At 69.1% G+C, this 24,676-nt stretch carries 21 protein-coding genes; 13 read left to right on the top strand and 8 right to left on the bottom strand.

Going from position 1 to position 24,676, the window contains the following annotated elements:
- The first annotated feature begins 10 nt into the window (after nucleotides 1–10).
- On the top strand, nucleotides 11–3,727 hold the full coding sequence (locus IE209_RS19595; protein WP_189688594.1) for an EAL domain-containing protein: 3,717 nt from the start codon (nucleotides 11–13) through the stop codon (nucleotides 3,725–3,727).
- Between the two features lie 6 nt (nucleotides 3,728–3,733).
- Here the strand turns inward: IE209_RS19595 and IE209_RS19590 are convergent, their stop codons facing one another.
- Nucleotides 3,734–4,372, bottom strand: a complete 639-nt coding sequence (locus tag IE209_RS19590) for a 2-dehydro-3-deoxy-6-phosphogalactonate aldolase (protein ID WP_189688593.1) — start codon at nucleotides 4,370–4,372, stop codon at nucleotides 3,734–3,736.
- Nucleotides 4,373–4,374: 2 nt separating this feature from the next.
- Complete coding sequence (locus tag IE209_RS19585) at nucleotides 4,375–5,271, bottom strand: 2-dehydro-3-deoxygalactonokinase (protein ID WP_189688592.1); 897 nt, start codon at nucleotides 5,269–5,271, stop codon at nucleotides 4,375–4,377.
- 51 nt (nucleotides 5,272–5,322) lie between these two features.
- Here IE209_RS19585 and IE209_RS19580 point away from each other — a divergent pair, with 51 nt between their 5' ends.
- A complete protein-coding gene (locus tag IE209_RS19580; RefSeq protein WP_189688591.1) occupies nucleotides 5,323–5,706 on the top strand; it encodes a cupin domain-containing protein in 384 nt (127 codons plus the stop codon).
- A gap of 5 nt (nucleotides 5,707–5,711) precedes the next feature.
- Here the strand turns inward: IE209_RS19580 and IE209_RS19575 are convergent, their stop codons facing one another.
- Nucleotides 5,712–7,403, bottom strand: a complete 1,692-nt coding sequence (locus IE209_RS19575) for a DEAD/DEAH box helicase (RefSeq protein WP_189688590.1) — start codon at nucleotides 7,401–7,403, stop codon at nucleotides 5,712–5,714.
- Nucleotides 7,404–7,663: 260 nt separating this feature from the next.
- On the opposite strand from IE209_RS19575, the gene ettA reads away from it, so the two are divergent.
- Nucleotides 7,664–9,325 (top strand): energy-dependent translational throttle protein EttA, encoded by a 1,662-nt coding sequence (gene ettA / locus IE209_RS19570; RefSeq protein WP_189688589.1) that lies wholly within the window; start codon nucleotides 7,664–7,666, stop codon nucleotides 9,323–9,325.
- Nucleotide 9,326: 1 nt separating this feature from the next.
- Here the strand turns inward: ettA and IE209_RS19565 are convergent, their stop codons facing one another.
- Together IE209_RS19565 and IE209_RS19560 are read right to left on the bottom strand one after the other, a co-directional pair.
- Nucleotides 9,327–10,679, bottom strand: a complete 1,353-nt coding sequence (locus IE209_RS19565) for a TAXI family TRAP transporter solute-binding subunit (RefSeq protein WP_189688588.1) — start codon at nucleotides 10,677–10,679, stop codon at nucleotides 9,327–9,329.
- The gene (locus IE209_RS19560) at nucleotides 10,676–11,686 is read right to left on the bottom strand and encodes a P1 family peptidase (protein ID WP_189688587.1); all 1,011 of its coding nucleotides are present in this window, start codon (nucleotides 11,684–11,686) and stop codon (nucleotides 10,676–10,678) included. Before IE209_RS19560 ends, IE209_RS19565 begins: the two co-directional genes overlap by 4 nt.
- A 136-nt stretch (nucleotides 11,687–11,822) precedes the next feature.
- Between IE209_RS19560 and IE209_RS19555 the strand changes: the two genes are divergently transcribed.
- A complete protein-coding gene (locus IE209_RS19555; protein ID WP_189688586.1) occupies nucleotides 11,823–13,997 on the top strand; it encodes a putative bifunctional diguanylate cyclase/phosphodiesterase in 2,175 nt (724 codons plus the stop codon).
- Between the two features lie 111 nt (nucleotides 13,998–14,108).
- On the top strand, nucleotides 14,109–16,268 hold the full coding sequence (locus IE209_RS19550; RefSeq protein ID WP_189688585.1) for a putative bifunctional diguanylate cyclase/phosphodiesterase: 2,160 nt from the start codon (nucleotides 14,109–14,111) through the stop codon (nucleotides 16,266–16,268).
- Nucleotides 16,269–16,286: 18 nt separating this feature from the next.
- Here the strand turns inward: IE209_RS19550 and smpB are convergent, their stop codons facing one another.
- A complete protein-coding gene (gene smpB, locus IE209_RS19545; protein WP_145548561.1) occupies nucleotides 16,287–16,763 on the bottom strand; it encodes an SsrA-binding protein SmpB in 477 nt (158 codons plus the stop codon).
- A 69-nt stretch (nucleotides 16,764–16,832) separates the two neighbouring features.
- Here smpB and IE209_RS19540 point away from each other — a divergent pair, with 69 nt between their 5' ends.
- Together IE209_RS19540 and IE209_RS19535 are read left to right on the top strand one after the other, a co-directional pair.
- The gene (locus IE209_RS19540; RefSeq protein WP_145548559.1) at nucleotides 16,833–17,276 is read left to right on the top strand and encodes a type II toxin-antitoxin system RatA family toxin; all 444 of its coding nucleotides are present in this window, start codon (nucleotides 16,833–16,835) and stop codon (nucleotides 17,274–17,276) included.
- Complete coding sequence (locus IE209_RS19535; protein ID WP_189688584.1) at nucleotides 17,273–17,620, top strand: RnfH family protein; 348 nt, start codon at nucleotides 17,273–17,275, stop codon at nucleotides 17,618–17,620. The genes IE209_RS19540 and IE209_RS19535 overlap by 4 nt, the downstream gene beginning before the upstream one ends.
- Here the strand turns inward: IE209_RS19535 and IE209_RS19530 are convergent.
- Nucleotides 17,614–18,120: a DUF4124 domain-containing protein gene (locus IE209_RS19530; protein WP_189688583.1), complete on the bottom strand. Its 507-nt coding sequence runs from the start codon at nucleotides 18,118–18,120 to the stop codon at nucleotides 17,614–17,616. The genes IE209_RS19535 and IE209_RS19530 overlap by 7 nt on opposite strands.
- A gap of 69 nt (nucleotides 18,121–18,189) precedes the next feature.
- Between IE209_RS19530 and guaB the strand changes: the two genes are divergently transcribed.
- The 6 genes from guaB to IE209_RS19500 all read left to right on the top strand — a co-directional run bounded on the left by guaB (nucleotide 18,190) and on the right by IE209_RS19500 (nucleotide 24,290).
- Entirely contained in the window at nucleotides 18,190–19,659 is a 1,470-nt protein-coding gene (guaB, locus tag IE209_RS19525; protein WP_189688582.1) for an IMP dehydrogenase, read from the top strand.
- A 34-nt stretch (nucleotides 19,660–19,693) separates the two neighbouring features.
- A complete protein-coding gene (lysM, locus tag IE209_RS19520) occupies nucleotides 19,694–20,191 on the top strand; it encodes a peptidoglycan-binding protein LysM (protein ID WP_189688581.1) in 498 nt (165 codons plus the stop codon).
- A 59-nt stretch (nucleotides 20,192–20,250) separates the two neighbouring features.
- On the top strand, nucleotides 20,251–21,864 hold the full coding sequence (gene guaA, locus IE209_RS19515; RefSeq protein WP_189688580.1) for a glutamine-hydrolyzing GMP synthase: 1,614 nt from the start codon (nucleotides 20,251–20,253) through the stop codon (nucleotides 21,862–21,864).
- Between the two features lie 301 nt (nucleotides 21,865–22,165).
- The gene (locus IE209_RS19510; RefSeq protein ID WP_189688579.1) at nucleotides 22,166–23,425 is read left to right on the top strand and encodes a tyrosine-type recombinase/integrase; all 1,260 of its coding nucleotides are present in this window, start codon (nucleotides 22,166–22,168) and stop codon (nucleotides 23,423–23,425) included.
- A 60-nt stretch (nucleotides 23,426–23,485) separates the two neighbouring features.
- Nucleotides 23,486–23,761, top strand: coding sequence for a hypothetical protein (locus IE209_RS19505; RefSeq protein ID WP_016448862.1), 276 nt, complete (start codon nucleotides 23,486–23,488; stop codon nucleotides 23,759–23,761).
- 4 nt (nucleotides 23,762–23,765) lie between these two features.
- Entirely contained in the window at nucleotides 23,766–24,290 is a 525-nt protein-coding gene (locus tag IE209_RS19500; RefSeq protein WP_189688578.1) for a helix-turn-helix transcriptional regulator, read from the top strand.
- 16 nt (nucleotides 24,291–24,306) lie between these two features.
- Here IE209_RS19500 and IE209_RS19495 read toward each other — a convergent pair whose 3' ends face one another.
- Nucleotides 24,307–24,666, bottom strand: coding sequence for a helix-turn-helix transcriptional regulator (locus IE209_RS19495; RefSeq protein ID WP_189688577.1), 360 nt, complete (start codon nucleotides 24,664–24,666; stop codon nucleotides 24,307–24,309).
- Nucleotides 24,667–24,676 lie beyond the last annotated feature (10 nt).

Genomic DNA, 24,676 nt, shown 5'->3' with positions numbered 1-24,676 from the left:
ATTCGACTGGATGCTGGCTCCCCTCTTGCACGCGCTCGGCGTGCAGGCCGAGCAGGAGCCGCTGCGCAGCGCGGTGGCCCAGAGCCAGCAGCGCTACCTGGAGATGGCCGGCCGCACCGACCTGACGGCCCATACCCGCGCCAAGCAGGAAAGCCGGCGCGATGCACAGGACCGCATCCGCATCGCCCAGCTGCAGCAGGAGTTCGCCGCGCTCGACGCGCCGCTGCAGTCGCTGATGGACCGTGCCGTGCAGCGCACGCAGGAGCTGCTGAACGCCGACGGCATGTCGCTGGAGCTGGTCGATGACGAGGGCGTGCTCGTGATCGCTGCCGGCTGCGGCCTGCTGGGCGCGCAGGTCGGCCGCCGCTCCAACATGGACATCAGCCTGTCGGCCAAGGCGCTGGCCCAGGGCCGCGTGATGATCAGCGACGACACCTTGTTCGACGACCGGCTGGACCGCGCGCGGGCCCGGGCCGATGGCGTGCGCTCCATGATCGTGGCGCCGCTGCGCTCGGGCGAGACCATGATCGGCGTGCTGTTGGCGGCCTATGCCGAGCCCCAGGCCTTCTACGACCGCGACATCGGCAACCTGCAGATCCTGGGCGAGACGCTGGGCGTGACCATCGACCGCCACCGCCTGCACGCGCAACTGCGCGAGGTCGCCGAGAAGTACCGTGCGCTGTTCGACCTCAACCCGCAGCCCATGTTCGTGACCGAGCTGCAGACGCTGCGCGTGCTGGCCGTGAACCGCAGTGCCGCGCAGATGTACGGCTACGACCCACAGGACCTGCTCGGCAAGCCCATGACCGACCTGCGCGCGCCGGGCGAAACGGCGCCGCGCGTGGCCATGCCGGGCGAATCGTTTGCGAACCTGCGGCTGCGCCACCGCCGCCAGGACGGCAGCGAATTCGACGTCGAGGTTTCGGGCACGACGATCGATTTCGCCGGCCGGCCGGCCCGGCTGGTGCGCAGCCTGGACGTCAGCGCACGCCTGCGCGCCGAGGCCGCGCTGGCCCGCGTGAGCCGGGCCCAGCGCATGCTGTCGGCCTGCAACGAGAGCCTGGTCCGCGCGAGCTCCGAGCAGGCCCTGCTGGAGGAGCTGTGCCGCATCACAGTGGACATCGGCGGTTATGCCATGGCCTGGGTCGGCTTCGCGCGCGACGATGCCGGGCGCAGCGTCGAGCCTGCCGCCAAGGTGGGCGACGACGGCGGCTACATCGGCAGCTTCCCGATGAGCTGGTCCGCCGACACGCCGGCCGGCCAGGGCCCCGTGGGACTGACCATCCGCACGGGCCAGCTCATCATCGTTCCCGACGTGGAGCACGATCCACGCTGCACGCACTGGGCGGCCAATGCGCTGGCGCACGGCTACCGTGGGCTGGTCTGCCTGCCGCTGCGCGATGGGGCGCGCACCTTCGGCCTGTTCTACCTGTACTCGGGCGAGGTGGCGACACCGACCGAGGACGAGGTCAATTTGCTGCAGGCACTGGCCGAGGACCTGGCGTTCGGTCTCGTGACGCTGCGCGCGCGCGAGCAGCAGCGGCTCACGCAGGAGGCCCAGCAACGCGTGCAGACGGCCATGCTCAAGGTCGCGGCCGCGGTCTCGGCCAGCACCGGCACGGAGTTCTTCGAGCAGCTGGCGCGGAACATGGCCGATGCGCTGGGCGCGCAGGCCAGCTTCATCGCCACGCTGGAGCCGGAATCGATGGTGGCGCGCACGCTGGGTGTGGTGGTGCATGGGCAGGTGCGGCGCAATTTCGACGCGCCGCTGGCCGGCAGCCGGTTGGCCGGCCTGCTGGGCCATGGAGCGTTCGTGGTCAGCGACGGCGTGGCCGAGGCCTTCGCGCCGTATCCGCTGCTGGCCTCCATCGGTGGCCAGGCCTACGCCGGACACAGCCTGTTCGACGCACACCAGCGCGTGAGCGGACTGGTGCTGGTGGTGTTCTCCGAGCCGCTGCGCCACCAGGAATTCCTGGCCTCCACGCTGCGCATTTTCTCGGTGCGCGTGGCCGCCGAACTCGACCGCCGCCAGGCCGACGAGCACATCCGCCACCAGGCCTCGCTGCTGGACAAGGCGCGCGACGCCATCGTCGTGGCCGACACCGAAGGCTGCGTGCAGTACTGGAACAAGAGCGCGGAGCGGCTCTACGGATGGCGCGCCGACGAGGCCATGGGCCAGTCGGTGGCCAGGCTGCTGTTCGAGGACGAGACCATGGGCGGCCACGCCCACGACGAACTCATGGCCAGCGGCGAGTGGAACGGCGAGGTGGCACGGCGGCGCAAGCTGGGCCAGGCCGTGCAGGTGGAGGCGCGCTGGACGCTGGTGCGCGACGAGCAGGGCGTGCCGCGCTCCGTGCTCATGATCGACACCGACATCACGCAGCGCAAGCAGGCCGAGGCCAAGATCCAGAAGCTGGCCTTCTACGACGGCCTGACGAGCCTGCCCAACCGCCAGCTGCTGCAGGACCGGCTGCACAAGGCGCTGGCCAGCTGCGTGCGCCACCGCACCGGCGGCGCGCTGCTGTGCATGGACCTGGACAACTTCAAGACCCTCAACGACACGCTGGGCCACGACAAGGGCGACATGCTGCTGCAGCAGGTGGCGATGCGCCTGGTGTCCTGCGTGCGCGAGGTCGACACGGTGGCGCGGTTGGGCGGCGACGAGTTCGTGATCGTGCTCGAGGAGCTCAGCGCCGTGCCGCAGGACATCGCCGTGCAGGCCCGCCGCGTGGGCGAGAAGATCCTGGCCGCGCTGGCCCAGCCCTACCGCCTGGAAGGTTACGAACACCAGAGCACGGCCAGCATCGGCGTGGCCAGCTTCAGCGCGGGCACCGAGAGCGCGGGCGACCTGCTCAAGCAGGCCGACATCGCGATGTACCAGGCCAAGGCCGCCGGCAAGCACACGCTGCGCTTCTTCGATCCGGGCCTGGAGGCCGCCGTGACGGCACGCGCGGCACTGGAGGGCGATCTGCGCCAGGCCTTCGTGCAGCGCGAGTTCTTCCTGCAGTACCAGCCGCAGGTCGATGGCGCGGGCCGCATCACGGGCGTGGAGGCGCTGGTGCGCTGGCGCCACGCGGCGCGCGGCCTGGTCTCGCCGGCCGAGTTCATCCCGCTCGCCGAGGAGACCGGCATGATCCTGCTGCTGGGCCACCGCGTGCTGGAGATCGCCTGCACGCAGCTGGCCGAGTGGGGCCGGCAGCCGGCACTGGCCGGGCTGACCATGGCCGTCAATGTCAGCGCGCGGCAGTTCCGGCACAACGAGTTCGTGCGCCAGGTGCGCTCGGTGCTCGAGCAGACCGGTGCCGACCCGCAGCGCCTCAAACTGGAATTGACCGAGAGCGTGCTGGTCGACGACATGCAATCCATCGTCTCCAAGATGGATGCGCTGAAGGACCTGGGCGTGCGCTTCGCGCTCGACGACTTCGGCACCGGGTACTCCTCGCTGACCTACCTCAAGAAGCTGCCGCTGGACCAGCTCAAGATCGACCAGTCCTTCGTGCGCGACGTGCTCGTCGATGCCAACGATTCGGCGATCGCGCGCACCGTGATCCGGCTCGCGCAGAGCCTGGGACTGAACGTGATCGCCGAAGGCGTGGAAACGGCCGCCCAGCGCGACTTCCTGGCCAGCGAGGGCTGCCAGGCCTTCCAGGGCTACTTCTTCAGCCGCCCGCTGGCGGCCGATGCGCTGGACCGGCTGTTGCGCGAGCAGGGCGTGGCCGGCCCCTGACCGGCTTCAAGCCGCCTGCGTGCCGTGCCAGGCCGCCGCGAAGGCGCGGGCGTCCTGCGCCACGGCGGCGGCGCTCTTGCCGGGCTTGTACAGAGCCGAGCCGATGCCGCAGCCGGCCGCGCCCGCGGCGCGCCAGTCGGCGATGTTGGCCACCGAGACGCCGCCCACGGGCAGCAGCGGCGTGCCGGCCGGCAGCACGGCCAGCAGGGCCTTGACCACCGCCGGCGAGCCCATTTCGGCCGGGAACAGCTTGAGCCCGTTCGCGCCGGCCGCGAGCGCACCGAAGGCCTCGGTCGGCGTCAGGATGCCGGGCAGGCAGACCATGCCCAGGCGCACGGCCTCGCGCACGACCTCGGCGTCGAAGTTGGGCGCGACGACGAGGCGGCCACCGGCCGCGTGGACCTCACGCACCTGGCCCGCCGTCAGCACTGTGCCGGCACCGACGAGCTTGGCCGGATGGCGCGCCGCCAGCAGCGCGATGCTGTCCAGCGGCTGCGGCGAGTTCAGCGGCACCTCCAGCATGGCGAAGCCCGCGGCGTCCAGCGCCTCGCCGATGGCGGGGGCCTCGGCCGGCGTGAGGCCGCGCAGGATCGCGACCAGGGGCAGGGCGCGCATGGCGGCGCTCAGGAGATCGTGGGTGGGCATGGTCAATCCAGGGTGCGGGCCAGGGCATGGAGCCCCGCCCAGGTGGCCTCTGCGCCGAGGCGGCGGCTCGCGACGCCGTGGACGTCGAGCGCGCGCGCATAGCGCGCGGTGAGCGTGTCGGACCCGATCAGCACCACGGGCGCGTCGGGCCGGGGTGCGGCGCCGTGCAGCTCGGCACCGATCACGAGGCCGGAGAGGTAGCTCGCCATGCGGTTGGCATCGAGCCGGCCGAACAGCGTCAGCGCCCGCGCGCCGAAGGCATGGTGCAGCAAGCCGCCCGCATCGCGCGCGCGGGTCACGCCCTGCACGAAGGCGGCCTCGTCGAACGGCGCGTCGGCGTTGAGCGTGCGCGCCAGGATGGAATGCTGGCTCAGCAGCGCATAGAGCTCGCCGGTCATGAAGCTGCGAAAGCCGTGCACGCGGCCAGCCTCGGCCGTGGCCCACTTGCTGTGCGTGCCGGGCAGCACGAACAGCCCGTCGGACAGCCCGCTCCATTGCATGGCGCCGAAGATCTGCACCTCCTCACCGCGCATCACGTCGGGCAGGCCGCCCCGGTCCGTGGACAGGCCGGGCACGATGGCGACGGGGCTGCGCGCCTGCGGAACCCAGGCCAGTTGCGCCGCCAGTTCGGCGAAGCCGGCCGGGCAGGGGCAGTAAGGCGCCTCGATCCAGCCCTGGCGGCTGCCGGCCATGCCGGAGACCAGGCACAGTGCGCTCTGCGCGCGCCAATCGCCGAAGGCCTCGTCGAGCGCGGCCTCGAAACCGCCGGCCGGCACGCTCAGGATGCCGCGGGCCAGGCTGCGCTGCTCGAGCACCTGGCCGTCGGCGGCGATTCGTGCGCCGCGCAGCGAACTCGTGCCCCAGTCGATGGCGAGCAAAGGGAAGGAAGGCGATGGCATGGGCGGCGTTTATACCGCGCGACAATGCGCGGCTTTCCGAGGACCCGCCGCATGCCCACTTTCCGCAAGACGATTCTGTTCACCGACACCGATGGCCGCGCCCGCTTCAAGGAGGAAGACCTGGCGCTGGACGAAGGCACGCCGCAGTCCGCGTTGTCGGCGCTGCTGCCCAGCGGCGGCTACCAGCTGCGCGAAAGCCCCGTGGGCTTTCGCAGCCAGTTCCATGTGACGCTCACGCCGCAGTGGGTGGTGATCCTGTCAGGGCAGATGGAGATCGGTCTGCAGGATGGCAGCTCGCGCGTGTTCGGGCCCGGCGAGCATTTCTACTCCGCCGACGTGCTGCCGGCGGATGCCCAGTTCGACGCCAGCGTGCACGGGCATTGGAGCCGCCAGGTCGGCGACCAGCCCCTGCGCACGCTGTTCGTGAGGGACTGAGGGGCTCAGCGGCCGTAGCCGCCGCCACCGCCGAAGCCACCGCGGCCACCACCGCCGTGGCCACCGCCCCGGCCGCCGCGGCCACCGCCGCCGCCGAAGCCGCGGTTGCGGCCACCGCCGCCCATGCTGTCCACGCTGGTGCGCATCGGGTCGGGCTGGCCGCCTGCGTTGCCGCGCTGCGCCGGCTTGGCACGGCCGCCCAGCGTCGAGGTGCGCAGCGGATCGGGCTGGCCATGGCCGCCGCCGAAGCCGCCACCGCCGTGGTGGCGCGGGCCGTTGTGGCCACCGGCCGGACGGCTGCCGCCACCGCCGTTGCCACCGCCTTGGGGCGCACGCTGTTGCGCGCCCTGCGCGGAGCGCCCGCCGCCATTGCCGCCACCCTGGCCGCGGCCGCCACCGCCGCCGTTCTGGCCCTTGTTCTCGCGGATGCGCTGCATCATCTCGCTGCGCGCGGCCTTGGCCGCGGCGGCCATGACCTCGCGGCTCGGCGGCTTGCCGGCGCCGCCCCACAGGGTCTGGCGGCCCATGGCGATGGGCTCGGCCTTCTCGCCGGGCTCGGGGCCGAAGCCCTCGAGCACCTGCACCGGGATGCGCTGCTTGGTGAAGTCCTCGATGTCCTGCATGAAGCCTTCCTCGTCCATGCAGACCAGGTTCACGGCCTCACCGCTGGCACCGGCGCGGCCCGTGCGGCCGATGCGGTGCACGTAGTCTTCGCTGATGTTGGGGATTTCGTAGTTCACGACGTGCGGCAGCTCGTCGATGTCGATGCCGCGGGCCGCGATGTCGGTGGCCACGAGCGCGCGCACCTCGCCGCTCTTGAAGCCGGCCAGCGCCTGGGTGCGGGCACCCTGGCTCTTGTTGCCGTGCAGGGCCATGGCCGTGACGCCGTTCTTGGACAGGAACTCGGCCACGTGGTTGGCGCCGAACTTGGTGCGCGTGAACACCAGCACCTGGCTCCAGTTGTGCTGCTGGATGATGTGCAGCAGCGCGGCCTTCTTTTTGTTGCGGCCGACCGGGTGGATCACCTGGGTGATGCGCTGCACCGTGGTGTTGCGCGGCGTGACCTGGATGTGCTGGGGCTCGCGCAGCAGCGAGGAGGCCAGTTCGCGGATCTCGTCGCTGAAGGTGGCCGAGAACAGCAGGCTCTGCTTGTCCTTGGGCACCAGGGCCAGCACCTTCTTCACGTCGTGGATGAAGCCCATGTCCAGCATGCGGTCGGCTTCGTCGAGCACGAGCATCTGCACCTGGCCCAGGTCCAGCGCGCCCTGCTGCTGCAGGTCGAGCAGGCGGCCCGGCGTGGCGACCAGCACGTCGACGCCCTTGCGCAGGCGGTCGATCTGCGGGTTCATGCCGACACCGCCGAAGATCACGGTGGAGTTCAGGTCCAGGTGCTTGCCATAGGTCTGCACCGATTCCTCGACCTGGGCGGCGAGCTCGCGGGTGGGCGTCAGCACCAGGGCGCGGATGCCCTTGCCGCCGAACTTGCTGCGCGGGGCCTGGCCCTGCGAGAGGCGCTGCAGCATGGGCAGCGTGAAGGCGGCGGTCTTGCCGGTGCCGGTCTGGGCGCCGCCCAGCAGGTCGCGGCCCTCGAGGATGACCGGGATGGCCTGGGCCTGGATCGCGGTGGGAGTGTCGTAGCCCTGCTCGCGCACGGCTTGCAGGATGGCCGGAGCCAGGTTCAGTTCGTCAAATGTCATGAACAGCAATGAGGCGCCCTTCCAGGGCGCTAGGGGATCGGCCTGTCGCGATGGAAAGCCATCGCACCAGTCTTAGGCAGACGTATGGGAGGGAAGCAGGGTGCCGGCTGCGGTGGCCGAGCGCGGAACCCCCCAGCGGAGCGCTGGTGTGATGGCCAACTGGAAGGCCATCGACGGCGCATTGTCGCACGCAGACGATAATCCCCCATTCGGCCGGTCTCTACGGCCCTTCTTTTTTTGCACTGTCCAGGACCTTCTGCATGGCCCAGTACGTCTACACCATGAACCGCGTCTCCAAGACCGTGCCGCCCAAGCGGCAGATCTTGAAAGACATTTCGCTGTCCTTCTTCCCCGGCGCCAAGATCGGCGTGCTGGGCCTGAACGGCTCCGGCAAGTCCTCGCTGCTCAAGATCATGGCCGGCGTGGACAAGGAGATCGAGGGCGAGGCGATCCCGATGCAGGGCCTGTCCATCGGCTACCTGGAGCAGGAACCCAAGCTGGACAACGAGCACACGGTGCGCGAGGCCATCGAGGAGGCCATGGGCGAGGTCAATGCCGCCAAGAAGCGCCTGGAAGAGGTCTACACGGCCTACGCCGAGCCCGATGCCGACTTCGACAAGCTGGCCGCCGAGCAGGCCGAGCTGGAAGCCATCATCGCGACCGCCGGCACCGACTCGGAGCACCAGATCGAGATCGCGGCCGACGCGCTGCGCCTGCCGCCGTGGGACGCCAAGATCGGCCTGCTGTCCGGCGGCGAGAAGCGCCGCGTGGCGCTGTGCAAGCTCCTGCTGTCCAAGCCGGACATGCTGCTGCTCGACGAACCCACCAACCACTTGGACGCCGAGTCGGTCGAGTGGCTGGAGATCTTCCTGCAGCGCTTCACGGGCACCGTGGTGGCCATCACCCACGACCGCTACTTCCTGGACAATGCGGCCGAGTGGATCCTGGAACTGGACCGCGGCCGCGGCATTCCCTACAAGGGCAACTACAGCGAGTGGCTGCTGCAGAAGCAGAACCGCCTGGAGGCCGAACAAAAGGGCGAGGAAGCCCGCGCCAAGGCCCTGAAGAAGGAACTCGAGTGGGTGCGCCAGAACGCCAAGGGCCGCCAGGCCAAGAGCAAGGCGCGCATCGCCCGCTTCGAGGAACTGTCCGACTTCGAATACCAAAAGCGCAACGAGACCCAGGAAATCTTCATTCCGGTGGCCGACCGCCTGGGCAGCCAGGTCATCGAGTTCAAGAACGTCAGCAAGAGCTTCGGCGACCGCGTGCTGATCGACAACCTGTCGTTCAACATCCCGGCCGGCGCCATCGTCGGCATCATCGGCCCGAACGGCGCCGGCAAGTCCACGCTGTTCAAGCTCATCGCCGGCCGCGAGCAGCCCGACTCGGGCGAGGTCGTGATCGGCCAGACCGTCAAGATGGCCTATGTGGACCAGTCGCGCGATGCGCTGGCCAACGACAAGACTGTCTGGGAAGACATCTCGGGCGGCCTGGACATCATCAACGTCGGCAAGTTCCAGATGGCCAGCCGCGCCTATGCGGGCCGCTTCAACTTCAACGGGCAGGACCAGCAGAAGAAGGTCGGCAACCTGTCGGGCGGTGAACGCGGGCGGCTGCACCTGGCCAAGACGCTGATCCAGGGCGGCAACGTGCTGCTGCTGGACGAACCGTCCAACGACCTGGACGTGGAAACCCTGCGCGCGCTGGAAGACGCGCTGCTGGAGTACGCAGGCACCGTGCTGGTCATCAGCCACGACCGCTGGTTCCTGGACCGCATCGCCACGCACATCCTGGCCGCCGAAGGCGACTCGCAATGGGTGTTTTTCGACGGCAACTACCAGGAGTACGAGGCCGACAAGAAGAAGCGCCTGGGCGAGGAGGGTGCCAAGCCCAAGCGCGTGCGCTTCAAGGCGCTCAAGTAAATCAGTCGCCCGGGTCCAATCGGCGCGCGAGCACACGCTTGCGCGCCGCATGGATGTTGTGCCGCAGTGCGTACAGCTCGTCCGCGTAGGACAGCGGCACCGCCACCTTGTCGACCACGCGGTCGAGGTGGTCCAGCTCTTCGAGCAGGCGTTCGGGCGATGCGTCCGCATCGTTGGTGCGGGCCTCGATCTCGCGCAGCCGCGCGTACCAGCGGAACACGCGCCGGCGCACGCGGAAGGTGTAGAGCGGCGGCACCACGCGCGACAGCGGCAGCAGCAGCACCAGCAGGCCGCCCAGCACCAGCCACATGCGCTCGACCAGGTTGCTGGCCCAGAACGGCAGGTAGCGCTGCCAGAAGGGCGGCTGGCCGTTAATGGCGCGGTCGCCCTCGCTGCTGACGGGCAGTTCGCTGGTGCGCGTGTTCGGGAAGTCGCGCACGCGGTTGAACCAGCCGGCCCCGCCGTGGATGCCCTGGGCGGCCTGCGCCAGCAGCTGGCGCAGCGCCGGGTGGGTCTGCTCGCGCACCAGCAGCGAGGTGGTGGCGGCCAGCATGGCCACGTCCTCGGACGGCTGGTCGCGGGCCAGGTCGACGATGCCGCGCGGCAGGCGCACGGAGGAGAGGAACGGGAACAGCCGCGTGTAGGCGTCGCTCTGGCGCAGGTCCATCAGCGCGATGCCCGGCGCGCGCAGCAGCCGCTGCACGAGCGGCGACTCGGGCGCCGAGGCCAGCACCACCACGTCGAGCAGGCCGCCTGCCAGCGCCTCGGTGGCTGGGCTCTGCGCCAGGTGCGAGATCTGCATGGCGGCCGGGTCGAGCCGGTTGGCGCGCAGCATGCGCTCCAGGATGTCGGGCACGCCGCTGCCGGCCTTGTCCACGTTCACGCGCAGTGGCTGCAAGGCGGCCAGCGACTGCAGCGGCCCGGCACGGCGCTGGGCCGGGCGCAGCGCGTCGGGCCGGTAGAAGATCCAGAGCGGCTCGTAGAACAGCGCGCCCAGCGACTGCAGGCCGGCCTCCTCGTCGGCCACCGGGTCGGCGCTGCCGCCGCGCACGAAGGCCGCGTCGGCCCCGCCCTGGCGCAGCAGCGCGAGATTGTCGAGCGAGCCGTCGGTGGGCACGAGTTCCACCGTGATGCCGTGGCTGCGCAGCGCCTCGGCATAGCGCTGGCCGAAGGTGGCATAGGCGCTGCCGGCCGGGCCGGTGGCCAGCCGCAGGCTGGTCGGCGGCTGTGGCTGCAGGTACCAGTAGGCGGCGGCCAGGATCGCGATGGGCAGCAGCACCAGCGGGCCGGCGGAAACCAGCAGGTCGCGCAGGCCCAGCAGCGCGAGCCGCAGCGTGCGGGGCAGGGCTTTCATGGGCGGGCGAAATCGCGGGCCGCGGGCAGCCGCAGATCGCCAGCGCTGACCGCCTCGGCTGCCCACACGGCCTGCAGCACGGCGCGCGCCACGGCCTCGGCCGCCATCGTCGCCAGCACCATCATGCCGGGCGCGGGCGCCTGGGCCAGGCCCGTGGCCAGCGCGAACACGGTGTCGCCGTCCGACATGGTGTGCACCGGGTTGATGGTGCGGGCCAGGCCATCGTGGCCGGCCTGGGCCAGGCGGTGCGCCTGCGGCTTGGTGATCGCCGCGTCGGTGGCGATCACGGCCAGCGTGGTGTTGGTGCCGGCCAGGATGGGGCGGGGCGCTTCGCCGGCCAGCAGCGCGCGGCGTGTGTCCAGCAGCGCGCGGCCATCGGCCGTGCGTGCGCCGGCGACCACGCGGCCCGTGGCCGGATCGACCACGTCACCGAGCGGGTTGGCCGCCACCAGCGCGCCCACCGTCACGCCGTCCACGCGCACGCTGGCCGTGCCGATGCCGCCCTTCATGGCGCGCGCCGCGCCGAACACCTTGCCGACCATAGCGCCGGCTCCGGCGCCCACGTTGCCCTGGGCCGGCACGTCGTGGCTGGCGGCGGCGCAAGCGGCATAGCCGGCGGCGGCGTCGGGGCGGATGCGCGCGTCGCCCAGCGGCAGGTCGAACAGCACGGCGGCCGGCACCAGCGGCACGGTCGCGAAGCGCACGTCCAGCCCCACGCCTTGCTCCTCGAGCCAGCGCATGGCGCCGTCGGCCGCGGCGAGGCCGAAGGCGCTGCCACCGGCCAGCATGACGGCGTGCACGCGCTCGACCAGGTTGGACGGCGCCAGCAGGTCGGTCTCGCGCGTGCCGGGTGCGGCGCCGCGCACGTCCACGCCGGCCACGGCACCGCCGCGCGCCAGCACCACGCTGCAGCCGGTCGGACGGCGGAAATCGGTGAAATGACCGACCGCGATGCCGGCCACGTCGGTGATGGCGCCGGCAGGGGCCGGCCAGGTAGGCGAAGACATGGGCGGCGATTATGGGCGGGTCCGCACCGGGCATTCGTCCTCAAATTGGTGATAAATGCGCGGATGAATAGAACGGTAATGGCAATAATGAAGCCTTCGCCACATGCGCCCGGACCGTACCGGGCGGCACGGTTCGATGCGCTTTCTTCCCACCTCCTACGATGTCTGGGGCGTCCTGGCCTCGGTGCTGATCGCCAGCGTGGCGTCCTATGTGACGCTGGACCTGGCGCGGCGCGTGCGCCAGCCCGATCGGCTGGCGGCGCTGCTGTGGTGGAGCGGTGGGTCGCTGGTCATGGGCACCGGCATCTGGTCCATGCATTTCGTCGGCATGCTGGCGTTCTCGCTGCCGATTCCGCTGGGTTACACGCCCGGACTGACGGCGGCCTCGTTCGTGGCGGCGGTGTTCACCTCGGGCGTGGCGCTGGGCATCGCCAGCCTGGGGCGGCTGGGCCTGGCGCGCGTGCTGGTCGGCGCGGGCGTGATGGGCCTGGGCATCTGCGCCATGCACTACACGGGCATGGCGGCGCTGGACATGGCGCCCGGCATCGTCTGGAACATGGGCTGGGTGGCGGCCTCGGCGGCGATCGCGGTCGGTGCCTCGGGCGTGGCGCTGTGCCTGTTCTTCTGGCTGCGCGGCTTCCAGGGCCTGCGCGGCTGGATCTACCAGATCGTGGCTGCCGCCGTGATGGGTCTGGCGATCGCCGGCATGCACTACGCGGGCATGGCGGCCGCCTCCTTCCCGCTGGACGCGGTCTGCCTGAGCGTGGACGCGCTGGGTGGCCGCGGCCTGGCCATCGCGGTGGGGGTGGCCTGCGTTCTGTTGCTGCTGCTGACGCTGGCAGTGTCTTCCTGGGACTACCGCGTGCAGCGCCGCACGGCCCGGCTGTCGTCCTCGCTGCAGGCGGCCAATGCCGAGCTGCAGTCGGCCAACGATGAATTGCACCGGCGCGCCTTCAGCGACCCGCTGACCGGCCTGCCCAACCGGCTGCTGTTCGAGGACCGGCTGGCCCACGCCCTGTCGCGCCACGAGCGCGCCGACGAGAGCATCAGCCAGCGCAAGGCCGAGCGCATCGGCGTGCTGTTCATCGACCTGGACGGCTTCAAGCCGGTCAACGACATCTTCGGCCACGCCGCCGGCGACGCCGTGCTCAAGGCCGCGGCCGGCCGTCTGCAGCAGCTGGCGCGCAGCAGCGACACGGTGGCGCGCGTGGGCGGCGACGAATTCCTGCTGCTCGTGGAGGACGCCGGCAGCGTGGCCGACTGCATGACCCTGGGCGGCCGCGTGGCGCAGGCGCTGAGCCAGCCCTTCGAGGTGGCGGGGCGCAGCGTGCAGATCGGCTGCTCCATCGGCGTGGTGGTCTACCCGGACCAGGGTGAGCGCAACAAGCTCGTGGCGAACGCGGACGCCGCGATGTATGTCGCCAAGCGCAATGGCGGCAACAGCTGTGCGCTGTTCGAGGCCCACATGGACCGCAGCGCGGGCGAGCAGCTGAGCCTGCTCAGCGACCTGCGCCAGGCCCTGGCGCGCGGCCAGCTGGTGCTGCACTACCAGCCCAAGATCGACGGCAAGCGGGGCCAGGTGCACGGCGTGGAGGCCTTGCTGCGCTGGCAGCATCCCGAGCGCGGCCTGGTGGAGCCCGAGGAGTTCATCCCGCTGGCCGAGCGCTTCGGCCTCATCAACCAGCTGGGCGGCTGGGTCATCGACGAGGCCTGCCGGCAAATGCATGCCTGGGCCGACCAGGGCCTGCGCATGCGCGTGTCGGTCAACCTGTCGGTGCACCAGCTGCGCGAGAGCGATCTCGTGCGGCGCATCGAGCAGGCCTTGCAGCGCAACTTCGTGCCGCCCTCGCAACTGCTTTGCGAGATCACCGAATCCGTGGCCATGGAGGACATCAAGGCCACGCAGCGCACCTTCGACAACCTCGCGCGCATCGGCGTGTACCTGTCGATCGATGACTTCGGCACGGGCTACTCCAGCCTGAGCTACCTGCGCCAGCTGCCGGCGCGCCAGCTCAAGATCGACCGCAGCTTCGTGCAGGACCTGGAGCACAGCAACGACGCGCGCGCCGTCGTCGACGCGGTGATCCGCCTGTCGCACGCGCTCGGCCTGCGCGTGGTCGCCGAGGGGGTGGAGACGGCGGCGCAAAAGGACATCCTGCTGCAGATGGGCTGCGACGAATTGCAGGGTTACCACTTCGCGCGACCGATGTCTGCGCAGGCCCTGCAGTCCTGGGCGCAGGACGGCGACGACGACCGCACGCCCGGCAAAGGCCCGCTAGCGTTCTCCGACTCCGTGCTCGGCCATGCCTGATGCGATGTGCTCGCGATCCGGCACCAAAGTTGCACCTGAAAGGCACGATTTCAGTAACAATTAGAAACTGCGCCCTGCGCTGCGCGCGGGCGCACGAGGAGGAGTGTGCCGATGCTCTATCTCCCGACTTCGTACGACCCCTGGGGTGTGCTGACCTCGGTGGTGATCGCGGCCCTGGCGTCCTATGTCGCGCTCGACCTGGCCTCGCGCGTCCACCGCCCGGAGCGCCTGGCCGCGTTGCTGTGGGGAGCGGGGGGCTCGCTGGTGATGGGGGTGGGGATCTGGTCCATGCATTTCATCGGCATGCTGGCCTTCTCGCTGCCGATCCGGCTCGGCTACAGCTATGGCCTGACCCTGGCCTCGCTGTGCGCCGCCGTGCTGACCTCCGCCGTGGCGCTGGGCGTCGCCAGCCAGGGACGGCTGGACATCGCCCGTCTGGTGGCCGGCGCGCTGGTCATGGGCATGGGGATCTGCGCCATGCATTACGCGGGCATGGCGGCGCTGGACATGTCGCCCGCCATCGTCTGGGACATGACCTGGGTGCTGGCTTCGGCGACGATCGCCGTGGTCGCCTCGGGCGTCGCGCTGTGGCTGTTCTTCTGGCTGCGCAGCTTCGACGACCTGCGGCGCCGGCCCTACCAGATCGGCGCCGCGGCCGTGATGGGCCTGGCGATCTCGGGCATGCACTACACGGGCATGCAGGCCGCCGCCTTTCCCGAGGGCACGCTGTGCCTGAGCGCGGATGCGCTGGGCGGCTCCGGCCTGGCCCTGGCCGTGGGCGTGGTCTGCGCCGTGCTGTTGGCGGCGACGCTGGTGCTGGCCGCGCTGGACAGCCGGGTGCAACGCGACAACGCTTCGCTGGGCGCGGCCCAGGCGCGGCTGCGCTCGGTGGAGTCGGACAACGATGCGCTGCACCGGCGCGTGTTCAGCGACGCGCTGACGGGCCTGCCCAACCGCCTGCTGTTCGAGGACCGCTTGCAGCACGCGCTGCAGCGGCACGACCGCGCGGCCGAGCGCGGCGGCGGGCGCAAGCCGGAGATGATCGGCGTGCTGTTCATCGACCTGGATGGCTTCAAGCCCGTCAACGACACCTACGGCCATGCGGCCGGCGATGCGGTGCTCAAGGAGGCGGGCGAGCGCCTGCAGCGGCTCGCGCGCAGCAGCGACACCGTGGCCCGCATGGGTGGCGACGAGTTCCTGATGCTGGTGGAGGATGCCGGCAGCGTGGTGGACTGCATGGCGCTGGCCGGCCGCGTGGTGCAGGCGCTGGACGCGCCCTTCGTGGCAGCCGGACGCACGGTGCGGGTGGCCGGCTCGGTCGGCGTGGCGGTCTATCCGGAACATGGGCAGCGCGACAAGCTGGTGGCCAATGCCGATGCGGCCATGTACGCGGCCAAGCGCAACGGCGGCAACGGCTGCGCACTGTTCGAGTCGCACATGGACCTGAACGCCGGCGAGCAGATGAGCCTGCTGGCCGACCTGCGCCAGGCCGTGGCGCGCGGCCAGCTAGTCCTGCATTACCAGCCCAAGGTGGACGGGCATCGCAGGCTGGTCCATGGCGTGGAGGCCTTGCTGCGCTGGCAGCACCCGCTGCGCGGCATGGTCGAGCCGGACCGCTTCATTGCATTGGCCGAGCGCTTCGGCCTCATCAACCAGCTGGGCGCCTGGGTCATCGAGGAGGCCTGCCGGCAAATGGCGGCCTGGGCGCGCGAGGGGCTGCACATGCGCGTGGCCATCAACCTTTCGGTGCACCAGTTGCGCGAGAGCGATCTCGTGCAGCGCATCGCTCAGGCGCTGCAGCGGCACGCCGTGCCGGCCGCGCAGCTGCTGTGCGAGATCACCGAGTCGGTGGCCATGGAAGATGTGCAGGAGACGCAGCGCGTGTTCGACGACCTGGCGCGCATCGGCGTGTTTCTCGCCATCGACGATTTCGGCGTCGGCTACTGCAGCCTGAGCTACTTGCGCCAGCTGCCGGCGCACCAGCTCAAGATCGACCGCAGCTTCGTGCAGGATCTGGAGCAGAGCCAGGACGCGCGCGCCGTCGTCGATGCGGTGATCCGGCTGGCGCATGCGCTGGGCCTGCGCGTGGTGGCCGAAGGCGTGGAAACCGCCGGGCAGAGCCAGATCCTGGTGCAGATGGGCTGCGACGAACTGCAGGGCTACCACTTCGCCCGGCCGATGCCGGCGGAGGCGCTGCTGGGCTGGGCCAGGAGCCAGGAAGCGGCACCGGCGCCGCTGCTGTTCTCCGCATCCGTGCTGGGCGCGCTGTAGCGCGCGGCCCGGGCGGCTTCAGCGGTTGCGCGACTTCATCGCCCGTTCGACCTCGCGCTTGCCTTCGCGGTCCTTGATGGTGTCGCGCTTGTCGTGCTCGGCCTTGCCCTTGGCCAGCGCGATCTCGCACTTGACCTTGCCGTCCTTCCAGTGCAGGTTGAGCGGCACCAGCGTGTAGCCCTTTTGCTCGACCTTGCCCGTGAGGCGCTTGATCTGCTCCTTGTGCAGCAGCAGCTTCTTGGTGCGCACGCTGTCGGGGTTCACATGGGTGGAGGCGGACTTGAGCGGGTTGATCTGGCAACCGATCACGAACATCTCGCCGTCGCGCACGACCACGTAGCCGTCGGTCAGCTGCACCTTGCCTTCGCGCAAGGCCTTGACCTCCCAGCCTTCCAGCACCATGCCGGCCTCGTACTTCTCTTCGAAGAAGTAGTTGAAGGCGGCCTTTTTGTTGTCGGCGATGCGGGAGGAAGTTGCTTGCGGTTTCTTGGCCATGGCCTGTACAGATGGGGACGAAGGCCCGCCAAGCAAGCCTGTCTAGAATCCGGCGGAATCCGCGATTCTATGAAAACCGTCCAGAAGTCCGTCCTGATCTGGTACAGCGCCGAACAGATGTTCGATCTGGTGGCCCAGGTCGACCAGTATCCCCAGTTCCTGCCCTGGTGCGACCGCGCCGCCGTGCTCGAGCGGCACGCCGACGGCATGACGGCCGAAGTCGGCATTGCGTTCGCCGGCATCCACCAGAGCTTCACCACGCGCAACACCCACGTGCCGGGCCGGCAGATCGGCATGCGGCTGGTCAAGGGGCCGTTCTCCAAGCTGGAGGGCGACTGGACCTTCCAGCCCGTGGGCGACGGCACGCAGGGTGCCTGCCGCGTGGGTCTGGAGCTGCGCTACGGCTTTTCCAGCATGGCGCTCGCGGCCGTCGTCGGCCCCGTGTTCGACCGCATCGCCGGCAGCCTGGTCGACGCCTTCGTCAAGCGCGCCGAGCAGGTCTACGGCGGATGAGCGCCGCTCCTACCATCACCGTGGAGGTGGTGGCGGCCGCCGGCCCGCGGCAGGTGATCGAGGCCCGTATGCAGTTGCCGGCCGGCGCCTGCCTGGCCGATGCCCTGCGTGCGGCGCAGGCGCTGGCGGCCTTCGAGGGCCTGGCGCTGGCCGACATGCCCACCGGCGTCTGGGGCCGCAAGGCGACGGCCGCGCAACGCTTGCGCGAGGGTGACCGCGTCGAGTGCTACCGGCCCTTGCTGGTGGATCCCAAGGTGGCGCGGCGCGACCGCTTCGCGCAGCAAGGTGCCCGCTCCACGGGCCTGTTCGCCAGGCGCCGGCCCGGCGCCAAGGCCGGTTACTGAAGCTGCGCGCTGGGCGTGCAATCGCGCGCGATGATGTCCTGCGTGCGGCGCTGCTCGGCGGCACGCTGGGCATCGTCGAGGAACTCGCGCTCGCCCTGGGCGTTGGTGCGCGTGATGCGGATGCCCGAGTCCAGGCTGGCCTTGTTCTGCCGGGCGCGGGCGCAGTTCTCGGCGCGGGCCTTGGCCTGCACCTCCTGCGCGGCTTTCTGCCGGGCGGCTTCGGCGGCCTCGGCCTGCTGGCGGCGCTGCTCGAGTTCCTTGTCCTGGCCACTGGGCGGCGCAGGCGTGGCGGAGGCGGCTGGCGCCGATGCAGGAGCAGGCGGCGCAGCGCGTGCCGCACCGCTGGGACGCTGCACGATGTTCCGGTCGGGAATGTCGGCCGGCGGCGGCCTGTCGCTGAACACCGGCTTGTTATTGGCGTCGCGCCACATCCACTGCGCCGCGGCCGGCCAGGACAGGGCCGTTCCCAGGATCATCAGCAGAGCAACCACGGAGCGCATCGGGCCAGTGTAGCGGCCGGCTTCCGCGCAAATCGCACGCGGGTACAATCTTTTTTTTGGAGCTTTCTCATGCGCCTCCTCGGAAAAGCGCTCACCTTCGACGATGTGTTGCTGGTGCCGGCGTACTCCCAAGTCCTGCCCAAGGACACCTCCCTCGCGACCCGTTTCTCCCGCAACATTGCCTTGAACCTGCCCCTGGTGTCCGCCGCCATGGACACGGTGACCGAGGCGCGATTGGCGATCGCCATCGCGCAAGAGGGCGGCATGGGCATCGTGCACAAGAACCTCACGGCCCAGCAACAAGCGGCCGAGGTGGCGCGCGTCAAGCGCTACGAATCCGGCGTGCTGCGCGACCCGGTCGTGATCACGCCCGAGCACACGGTGCTGCAGGTCATGCAGCTGTCCGAGGAACTGGGCATCTCCGGCTTTCCGGTCATCGAGGCCGGCAAGGTCATCGGCATCGTGACCGGCCGCGACCTGCGCTTCGAGACGCGCTACGACGTGCCCGTGCGCGACATCATGACGCCGCGCGAACGCCTGATCACGGTGCCGGACGGCACCACGCTGGTCGACGCCAAAGCCCTGCTGAACAAGCACAAGCTCGAGCGCCTCCTGGTCGTCAACGACGCCTTCGAGCTCAAGGGCCTGATCACGGTGAAGGACATCACCAAGCAGACCAGCTTTCCGAACGCCGCACGTGACGCCTCGGGCCGTTTGCGCGTGGGCGCGGCGGTCGGTGTGGGCGAGGGCACCGAGGAGCGGGTCGAGGCCCTGGTCAAGGCCGGTGTGGACGCCATCGTCGTCGACACCGCCCATGGCCACAGCAAGGGCGTGATCGAGCGCGTGCGTTGGGTCAAGCAGAACTATCCGCAGGTCGACGTGGTCGGCGGCAACATCGCCACCGGCGCGGCCGCGCTGGCTCTGGTGGAAGCCGGCGCCGACGCGGTCAAGGTCGGCATCGGCCCGGGCTCGATCTGCACCACGCGCATCGTCGCCGGTGTCGGCGTTCCCCAGATCATGGCCGTGGACAACGTGGCCACGGCGCTGGCCGGCTCGGGCGTCCCGCTGATCGCCGACGGCGGCATCCGCTACAGCGGCGACATCGCCAAGGCCATCGCCGCAGGCGCCTACACCGTGATGATGGGCGGCATGTTCGCGGGCACGGAAGAGGCCCCGGGCGAGGTCATCCTGTTCCAGGGCCGCAGCTACAAGAGCTACCGTGGCATGGGCAGCATCGGCGCGATGCAGCAGGGCAGCGCCGACCGCTACTTCCAGGAGTCGTCGACTGGCAACCCCAACGCCGACAAGCTCGTGCCCGAGGGCATCGAAGGCCGCGTGCCCTACAAGGGCTCGATGATCTCCATCGTCTACCAGATGGCCGGCGGCGTGCGCGCCAGCATGGGCTACTGCGGCTGCGCCTCCATCGAAGAGATGCGCAACAAGGCCGAGTTCGTCGAGATCACCACGGCCGGCATCCGCGAGAGCCATGTGCACGACGTGCAGATCACCAAGGAAGCGCCGAACTATCGGGCAGAATGATCCGCGCCCTCTAACCGTATACAAGGAGCGATCCATGGGTCTGATGTCTTTCATCAAGGAAGCCGGCGAGAAACTGTTCGGCAAGAAGCCCGAGGTGGCCGCGGCCGCCGCCGAGCCCACCAGCCAGGAAAAGCTGGCGGCGGCAAATGCGGTGGCGTCCAAGGCCATCGGCGACTACATCCGCGCGCAGAACCTGCCGGCCGACGCGCTGACCATCGCCTTCGACGGCGCGACCCAGATCGTGACCGTGTCCGGCACCGTGCCCACGCAGGAGATCAAGGAAAAGATCGTCCTGTGCTGCGGCAACGTGGAAGGCGTCGTCGGCGTCAACGACGAGATCGTCTCGACCGAGCCGGCCGACCTGAGCCAGTACCACACCGTGGTGCGCGGCGACACGCTGTCGGCCATCGCCAAGAAGTTCTACGGTAACGCCAACGCGTACCCCAAGATCTTCGAGGCCAACAAGCCCATGCTCTCGCACCCGGACAAGATCTATCCCGGCCAGGTGCTGCGCATTCCGCCGCAGGCCTGATTCCAACCGCATCTCCACGGCACGGGCAGCACACGCTGCCCGTTTCACTTTCGCAAGCCATGAACCACGACAAGATCCTCATCCTCGATTTCGGCTCCCAGGTGACGCAGCTGATCGCGCGCCGCGTGCGCGAGGCCCATGTGCTCAGCGAAGTGCATCCCTGCGACGTGACGGACGAATGGGTGCGCGCCTACGCGGCCGACGGCCATCTCAAGGGCGTGATCCTGTCGGGCAGCCATGCCAGCGTCTACGAGGACACCACCGACAAGGCGCCGCAGGCCGTGTTCGAGCTCGGCGTGCCGGTGCTGGGCATCTGCTATGGCATGCAGACCATGGCCCACCAGCTGGGCGGCAAGGTGGAGGGCGGCCACAAGCGCGAGTTCGGTTTCGCCTCGGTGCGTGCGCGCGGCCACACCAGGCTGTTCGAGGGCATCCAGGATTTCGCCACGCCCGAAGGGCACGGCATGCTGGACGTCTGGATGAGCCATGGCGACAAGGTCACCGAGCTGCCGCCCGGCTTCAAGCTCATGGCGAGCACCGACAGCTGCCCCATCGCCGGCATGGCCGACGAGGCACGGCGCTTCTATGCCGTGCAGTTCCACCCGGAGGTCACGCACACCAAGCAGGGCCACGCGATCCTGGAGCGCTTCGTGCGTGGCATCTGCGGCGCGAACGCCGACTGGATCATGAAGGACCACATCGCCGAGGCCGTGGAGCAGATCCGCGCGCAGGTCGGCGACGAGGAGGTGATCCTGGGCCTGTCCGGCGGCGTCGACTCAAGCGTGGCTGCGGCGCTGATCCACCGCGCCATCGGCGACCAGCTGACTTGCGTGTTCGTGGACCACGGCCTCTTGCGCCTGAACGAGGGCGACATGGTCATGGATATGTTCGCCGGCAAGCTGCACGCCAAGGTCATCCGCGTCGATGCCAGCGATCTGTTCCTCGGCAAGCTGGCCGGCGTCAGCGACCCCGAGGCCAAGCGCAAGATCATCGGCGGCGAGTTCGTCACGGTGTTCAAGCAGGAGGCGGCCAAGCTCGTTGGCACTGGTGCCAAGGGGGCGAAATGGCTGGCCCAGGGCACCATCTACCCCGACGTGATCGAGTCCGGCGGCGCCAAGAGCAAGAAGGCCGTCACGATCAAGAGCCACCACAATGTCGGTGGCCTGCCCGAGCAGCTGGGCCTCAAGCTGCTGGAGCCGCTGCGAGACCTGTTCAAGGACGAGGTGCGCGAACTCGGCGTGGCACTGGGCCTGCCGCCCGAGATGGTCTACCGCCACCCCTTCCCGGGCCCTGGCCTGGGCGTGCGCATCCTGGGCGAAGTGAAGAAGGAGTACGCCGACCTGCTGCGCCGTGCCGACGCGATCTTCATCGAGGAGCTGCGCAACTTCCGCGACGAGGCCACCGGCAAGACCTGGTACGACCTGACCAGCCAGGCCTTCACCGTATTCCTGCCCGTCAAGAGCGTGGGCGTGATGGGCGACGGCCGCACCTACGACTACGTGGTCGCGCTGCGCGCCGTGCAGACCAGTGACTTCATGACGGCCGACTGGGCCGAGCTGCCGTATGCCCTGCTCAAGAAGGTGTCCAGCCGCATCATCAACGAGGTGCGCGGCATCAACCGCGTGACCTACGACGTGAGCAGCAAGCCGCCTGCGACGATCGAGTGGGAATGAAATCAGGTCCTTCGGGGACTATCGTGATCTATCGAAAAACTGACGTAACGTGTTGATTTAAAAATAAATACGTCACGGCAGCTATCGGTGGCTATCGCCGGCCAGCAAAACGGATTGGCGGTAGAGGTGACGGTAGAAACCGGAGGCCGGATTAAGACCCTCCCGTTTACTATCCAGACCAAACCGGTCTTTGACGGTAAATCGCTCCTCAGGAAAGCTTGTTTCATGCGGCTTTCCGAGCATCAGCAGGTCTCCTGGCCCCTGACGGTAAAAGCCGTCACGAACAGGAGGAAAAACCTCGATGCTTACCGACACCGCACTGCGCAACCTCAAGCCTAAGCCCAAGGTTTATAAGGCTTTTGACCGCGATGGCATGTACGTGACGGTATCGCCCGTCGGTACCGTCACCTTTCGCTACGATTACCGTCTCAACGGCCGCCGTGAGACGCTGACCATCGGCCGCTACGGGCCGGCAGGCATCTCGCTGGCCCTGGCCCGCGAAAAGCTAATCGACGCCAAGAAGGCCGTCGCCCAGGGTAAATCCCCCGCGCTGGAAAAGCAGCGCGAGAAGCGTCGGCTGACCGCAGCCAAGACCTTTGGCGACATGACCGAAAAGTGGCTGGCGGGCGCCCGGATGGCCGACAGCACGAAGGCGATGCGCAAGAGCATCATCGATCGGGACATCCTGCCGGCGTTCCAGAATCGGCAGCTCAACGAAATCGCGGCCGATGACCTGCGCGCCCTCTGCAACAAGGTGAAGGCGCGCGGTGCGCCTGCCACTGCGGTCCACATCCGCGACATCGTGAAGCAGGTCTACGCCTTCGCCATCCTGCACGGCGAGAAGGTGGACAACCCGGCCGACGACGTGGGCGCGGCGTCGATCGCGACCTTCGTGCCGAAGGATCGTGCCTTGTCACCGCAGGAGATCCGGCTGATGTCGCGGCAGATGGAGTCGGTGGCCACCTATCCAACCATCCGGCTGGCGTTGCGCATGATCGTCCTGACGCTGGTGCGCAAGAGCGAACTGATCGAGGCCACCTGGGACGAGGTTGATTTCGAGAGCGCGACCTGGACGATCCCGAAGCAGCGCATGAAGGGGCGCAATCCGCACGTGGTCTATCTGTCGCGCCAGGCACTCGACATCTTCGTGGCGCTGCATACCTGCGCAGCCGGCTCCAAATTCGTGCTGCCGTCGCGCTACGACTCCGACCATTGCATGTCCCACGCGACCCTGAACAGGGTCACGCAGATCGTGGCAGAGCGGGCCAAGGCCGCCGGCCTGCCGCTGGAACCGTTCACCGTGCACGACCTGCGTCGCACCGGCTCGACGCTGCTGAACGAGGTGGGCTTCAACCGCGACTGGATCGAGAAGTGCCTGGCGCATGAGGAAGGCGGGCGCTCCTCGCGTTCGGTCTACAACAAGGCCGAGTATGCCGAGCAGCGGCGCCACATGCTGCAGGAGTGGGCCAACATGGTCGATGCCTGGATCGACGGGCAGACCTACGTGCCGAAGCTGATGCCGGACAACGTGGTGGTGCCGGTGTTGAGCGCGACGGTATGAAACGGCGGCAAGGTTGTCGCTTGACAACCTTGCCGGTCATCCCGATACTGGAGATCACTGATGGCCCGTCCCTCTCATCCGAAGAAAGAGGTCGAGGAAGCTCTCAGGCACGCCGAAGGGCAGGGCTGGCGCGTCGAAGTCGGCGGCAGCCACGCCTGGGGCCGGATTTATTGTCCGTACAACGATGAGGAGTGTCGCTGCGGCGAGTTCTGCATCACCAGCGTATGGAGCACGCCGAAGAACCCTGGCAACCATGCACGCGCTCTGCGGCGCGTCGTGGACAACTGCACCACGCATCGCAAGCAGCGCGAGGCTGAAGGCGGCGCCGAGGAGTAGCACGATGGAATACACCTTCACCCTGAAATACCAGCTTGCCGACGATGATCACGCCCCCGATGCGCTGGTAGAGCGCTTGGGCGAGGCCGGCTGCGACGACGCCTTGATCGGCATCGGGCAGCCGGGGCGGCTGGCCTTGGAGTTCACCCGAGAGGCGGACAGCGCGGACGCGGCCGTGCTCAGCGCGTTGGCCGACGTGCGCAGCGCCGTACCGTCGGCCAGGTTGATCGAGATGGCGCCGGATCTAGTCGGGTTGACCGATGTGGCCGAGATCGTCGGCGTGTCGCGGCAGAACATGCGCAAGCTGATGCTGGCCCATGCGGGCAGCTTCCCGGCGCCGGTGCATGAAGGTAGTGCGTCGATCTGGCACTTGGCGGACGTGCTGGCCTGGTTGCAGGCCAAGGGCAGCTATTCGCTGACCAGGGACGTTCAGGAGGTGGCGCGGGTGGCCTTGCAAGTCAACGTGGCGAAGGAAGGCCGCCGGTTGCTGCGCTCGGCGGCCAAGGAGCTCGAAGCCTTGGTGGGATAAGTGCTGTGGCTCGGCTTTATTCCTCGCTTGAACCCGCCCGGACAGGGCGGGTTCTTCGTAAGTGGACATCGGGCTTCGAGACGCCGGTGCGCGGAGCATGCTTTCGTTCTTCGACCCACGCTTCCACTTCAGCCAAGTCCCACACGACACAACGCTGCGTCAGGTTGAAGCGACGCGGGAACTCGCCGCGGCGCTCCATTTCGTAGATCGTCGTTTCGGCCAAGGGGACGATCAGCCGCAGCTCCTGGCGGCGAATGGTGCGCCGGAAGGGAAGGGGACTGCGCTTCGGGAATTGCGGCAACTCCTCGTAGGCTCCCGTTCCCGGCAAGGGGAGCGCGTCGGATGTTTGTGAGAGCTGTTCCACCTCGGACTCCATGGGTACGCTG

The sequence above is a fragment of the Pseudorhodoferax aquiterrae genome (assembly GCF_014652235.1).
In the GTDB taxonomy this organism is placed as follows: domain Bacteria; phylum Pseudomonadota; class Gammaproteobacteria; order Burkholderiales; family Burkholderiaceae_C; genus Pseudorhodoferax; species Pseudorhodoferax aquiterrae.
The sequence above is the reverse complement of the archived record's forward strand: the minus strand, read 5'-3'. Positions and strand labels throughout refer to the sequence as shown.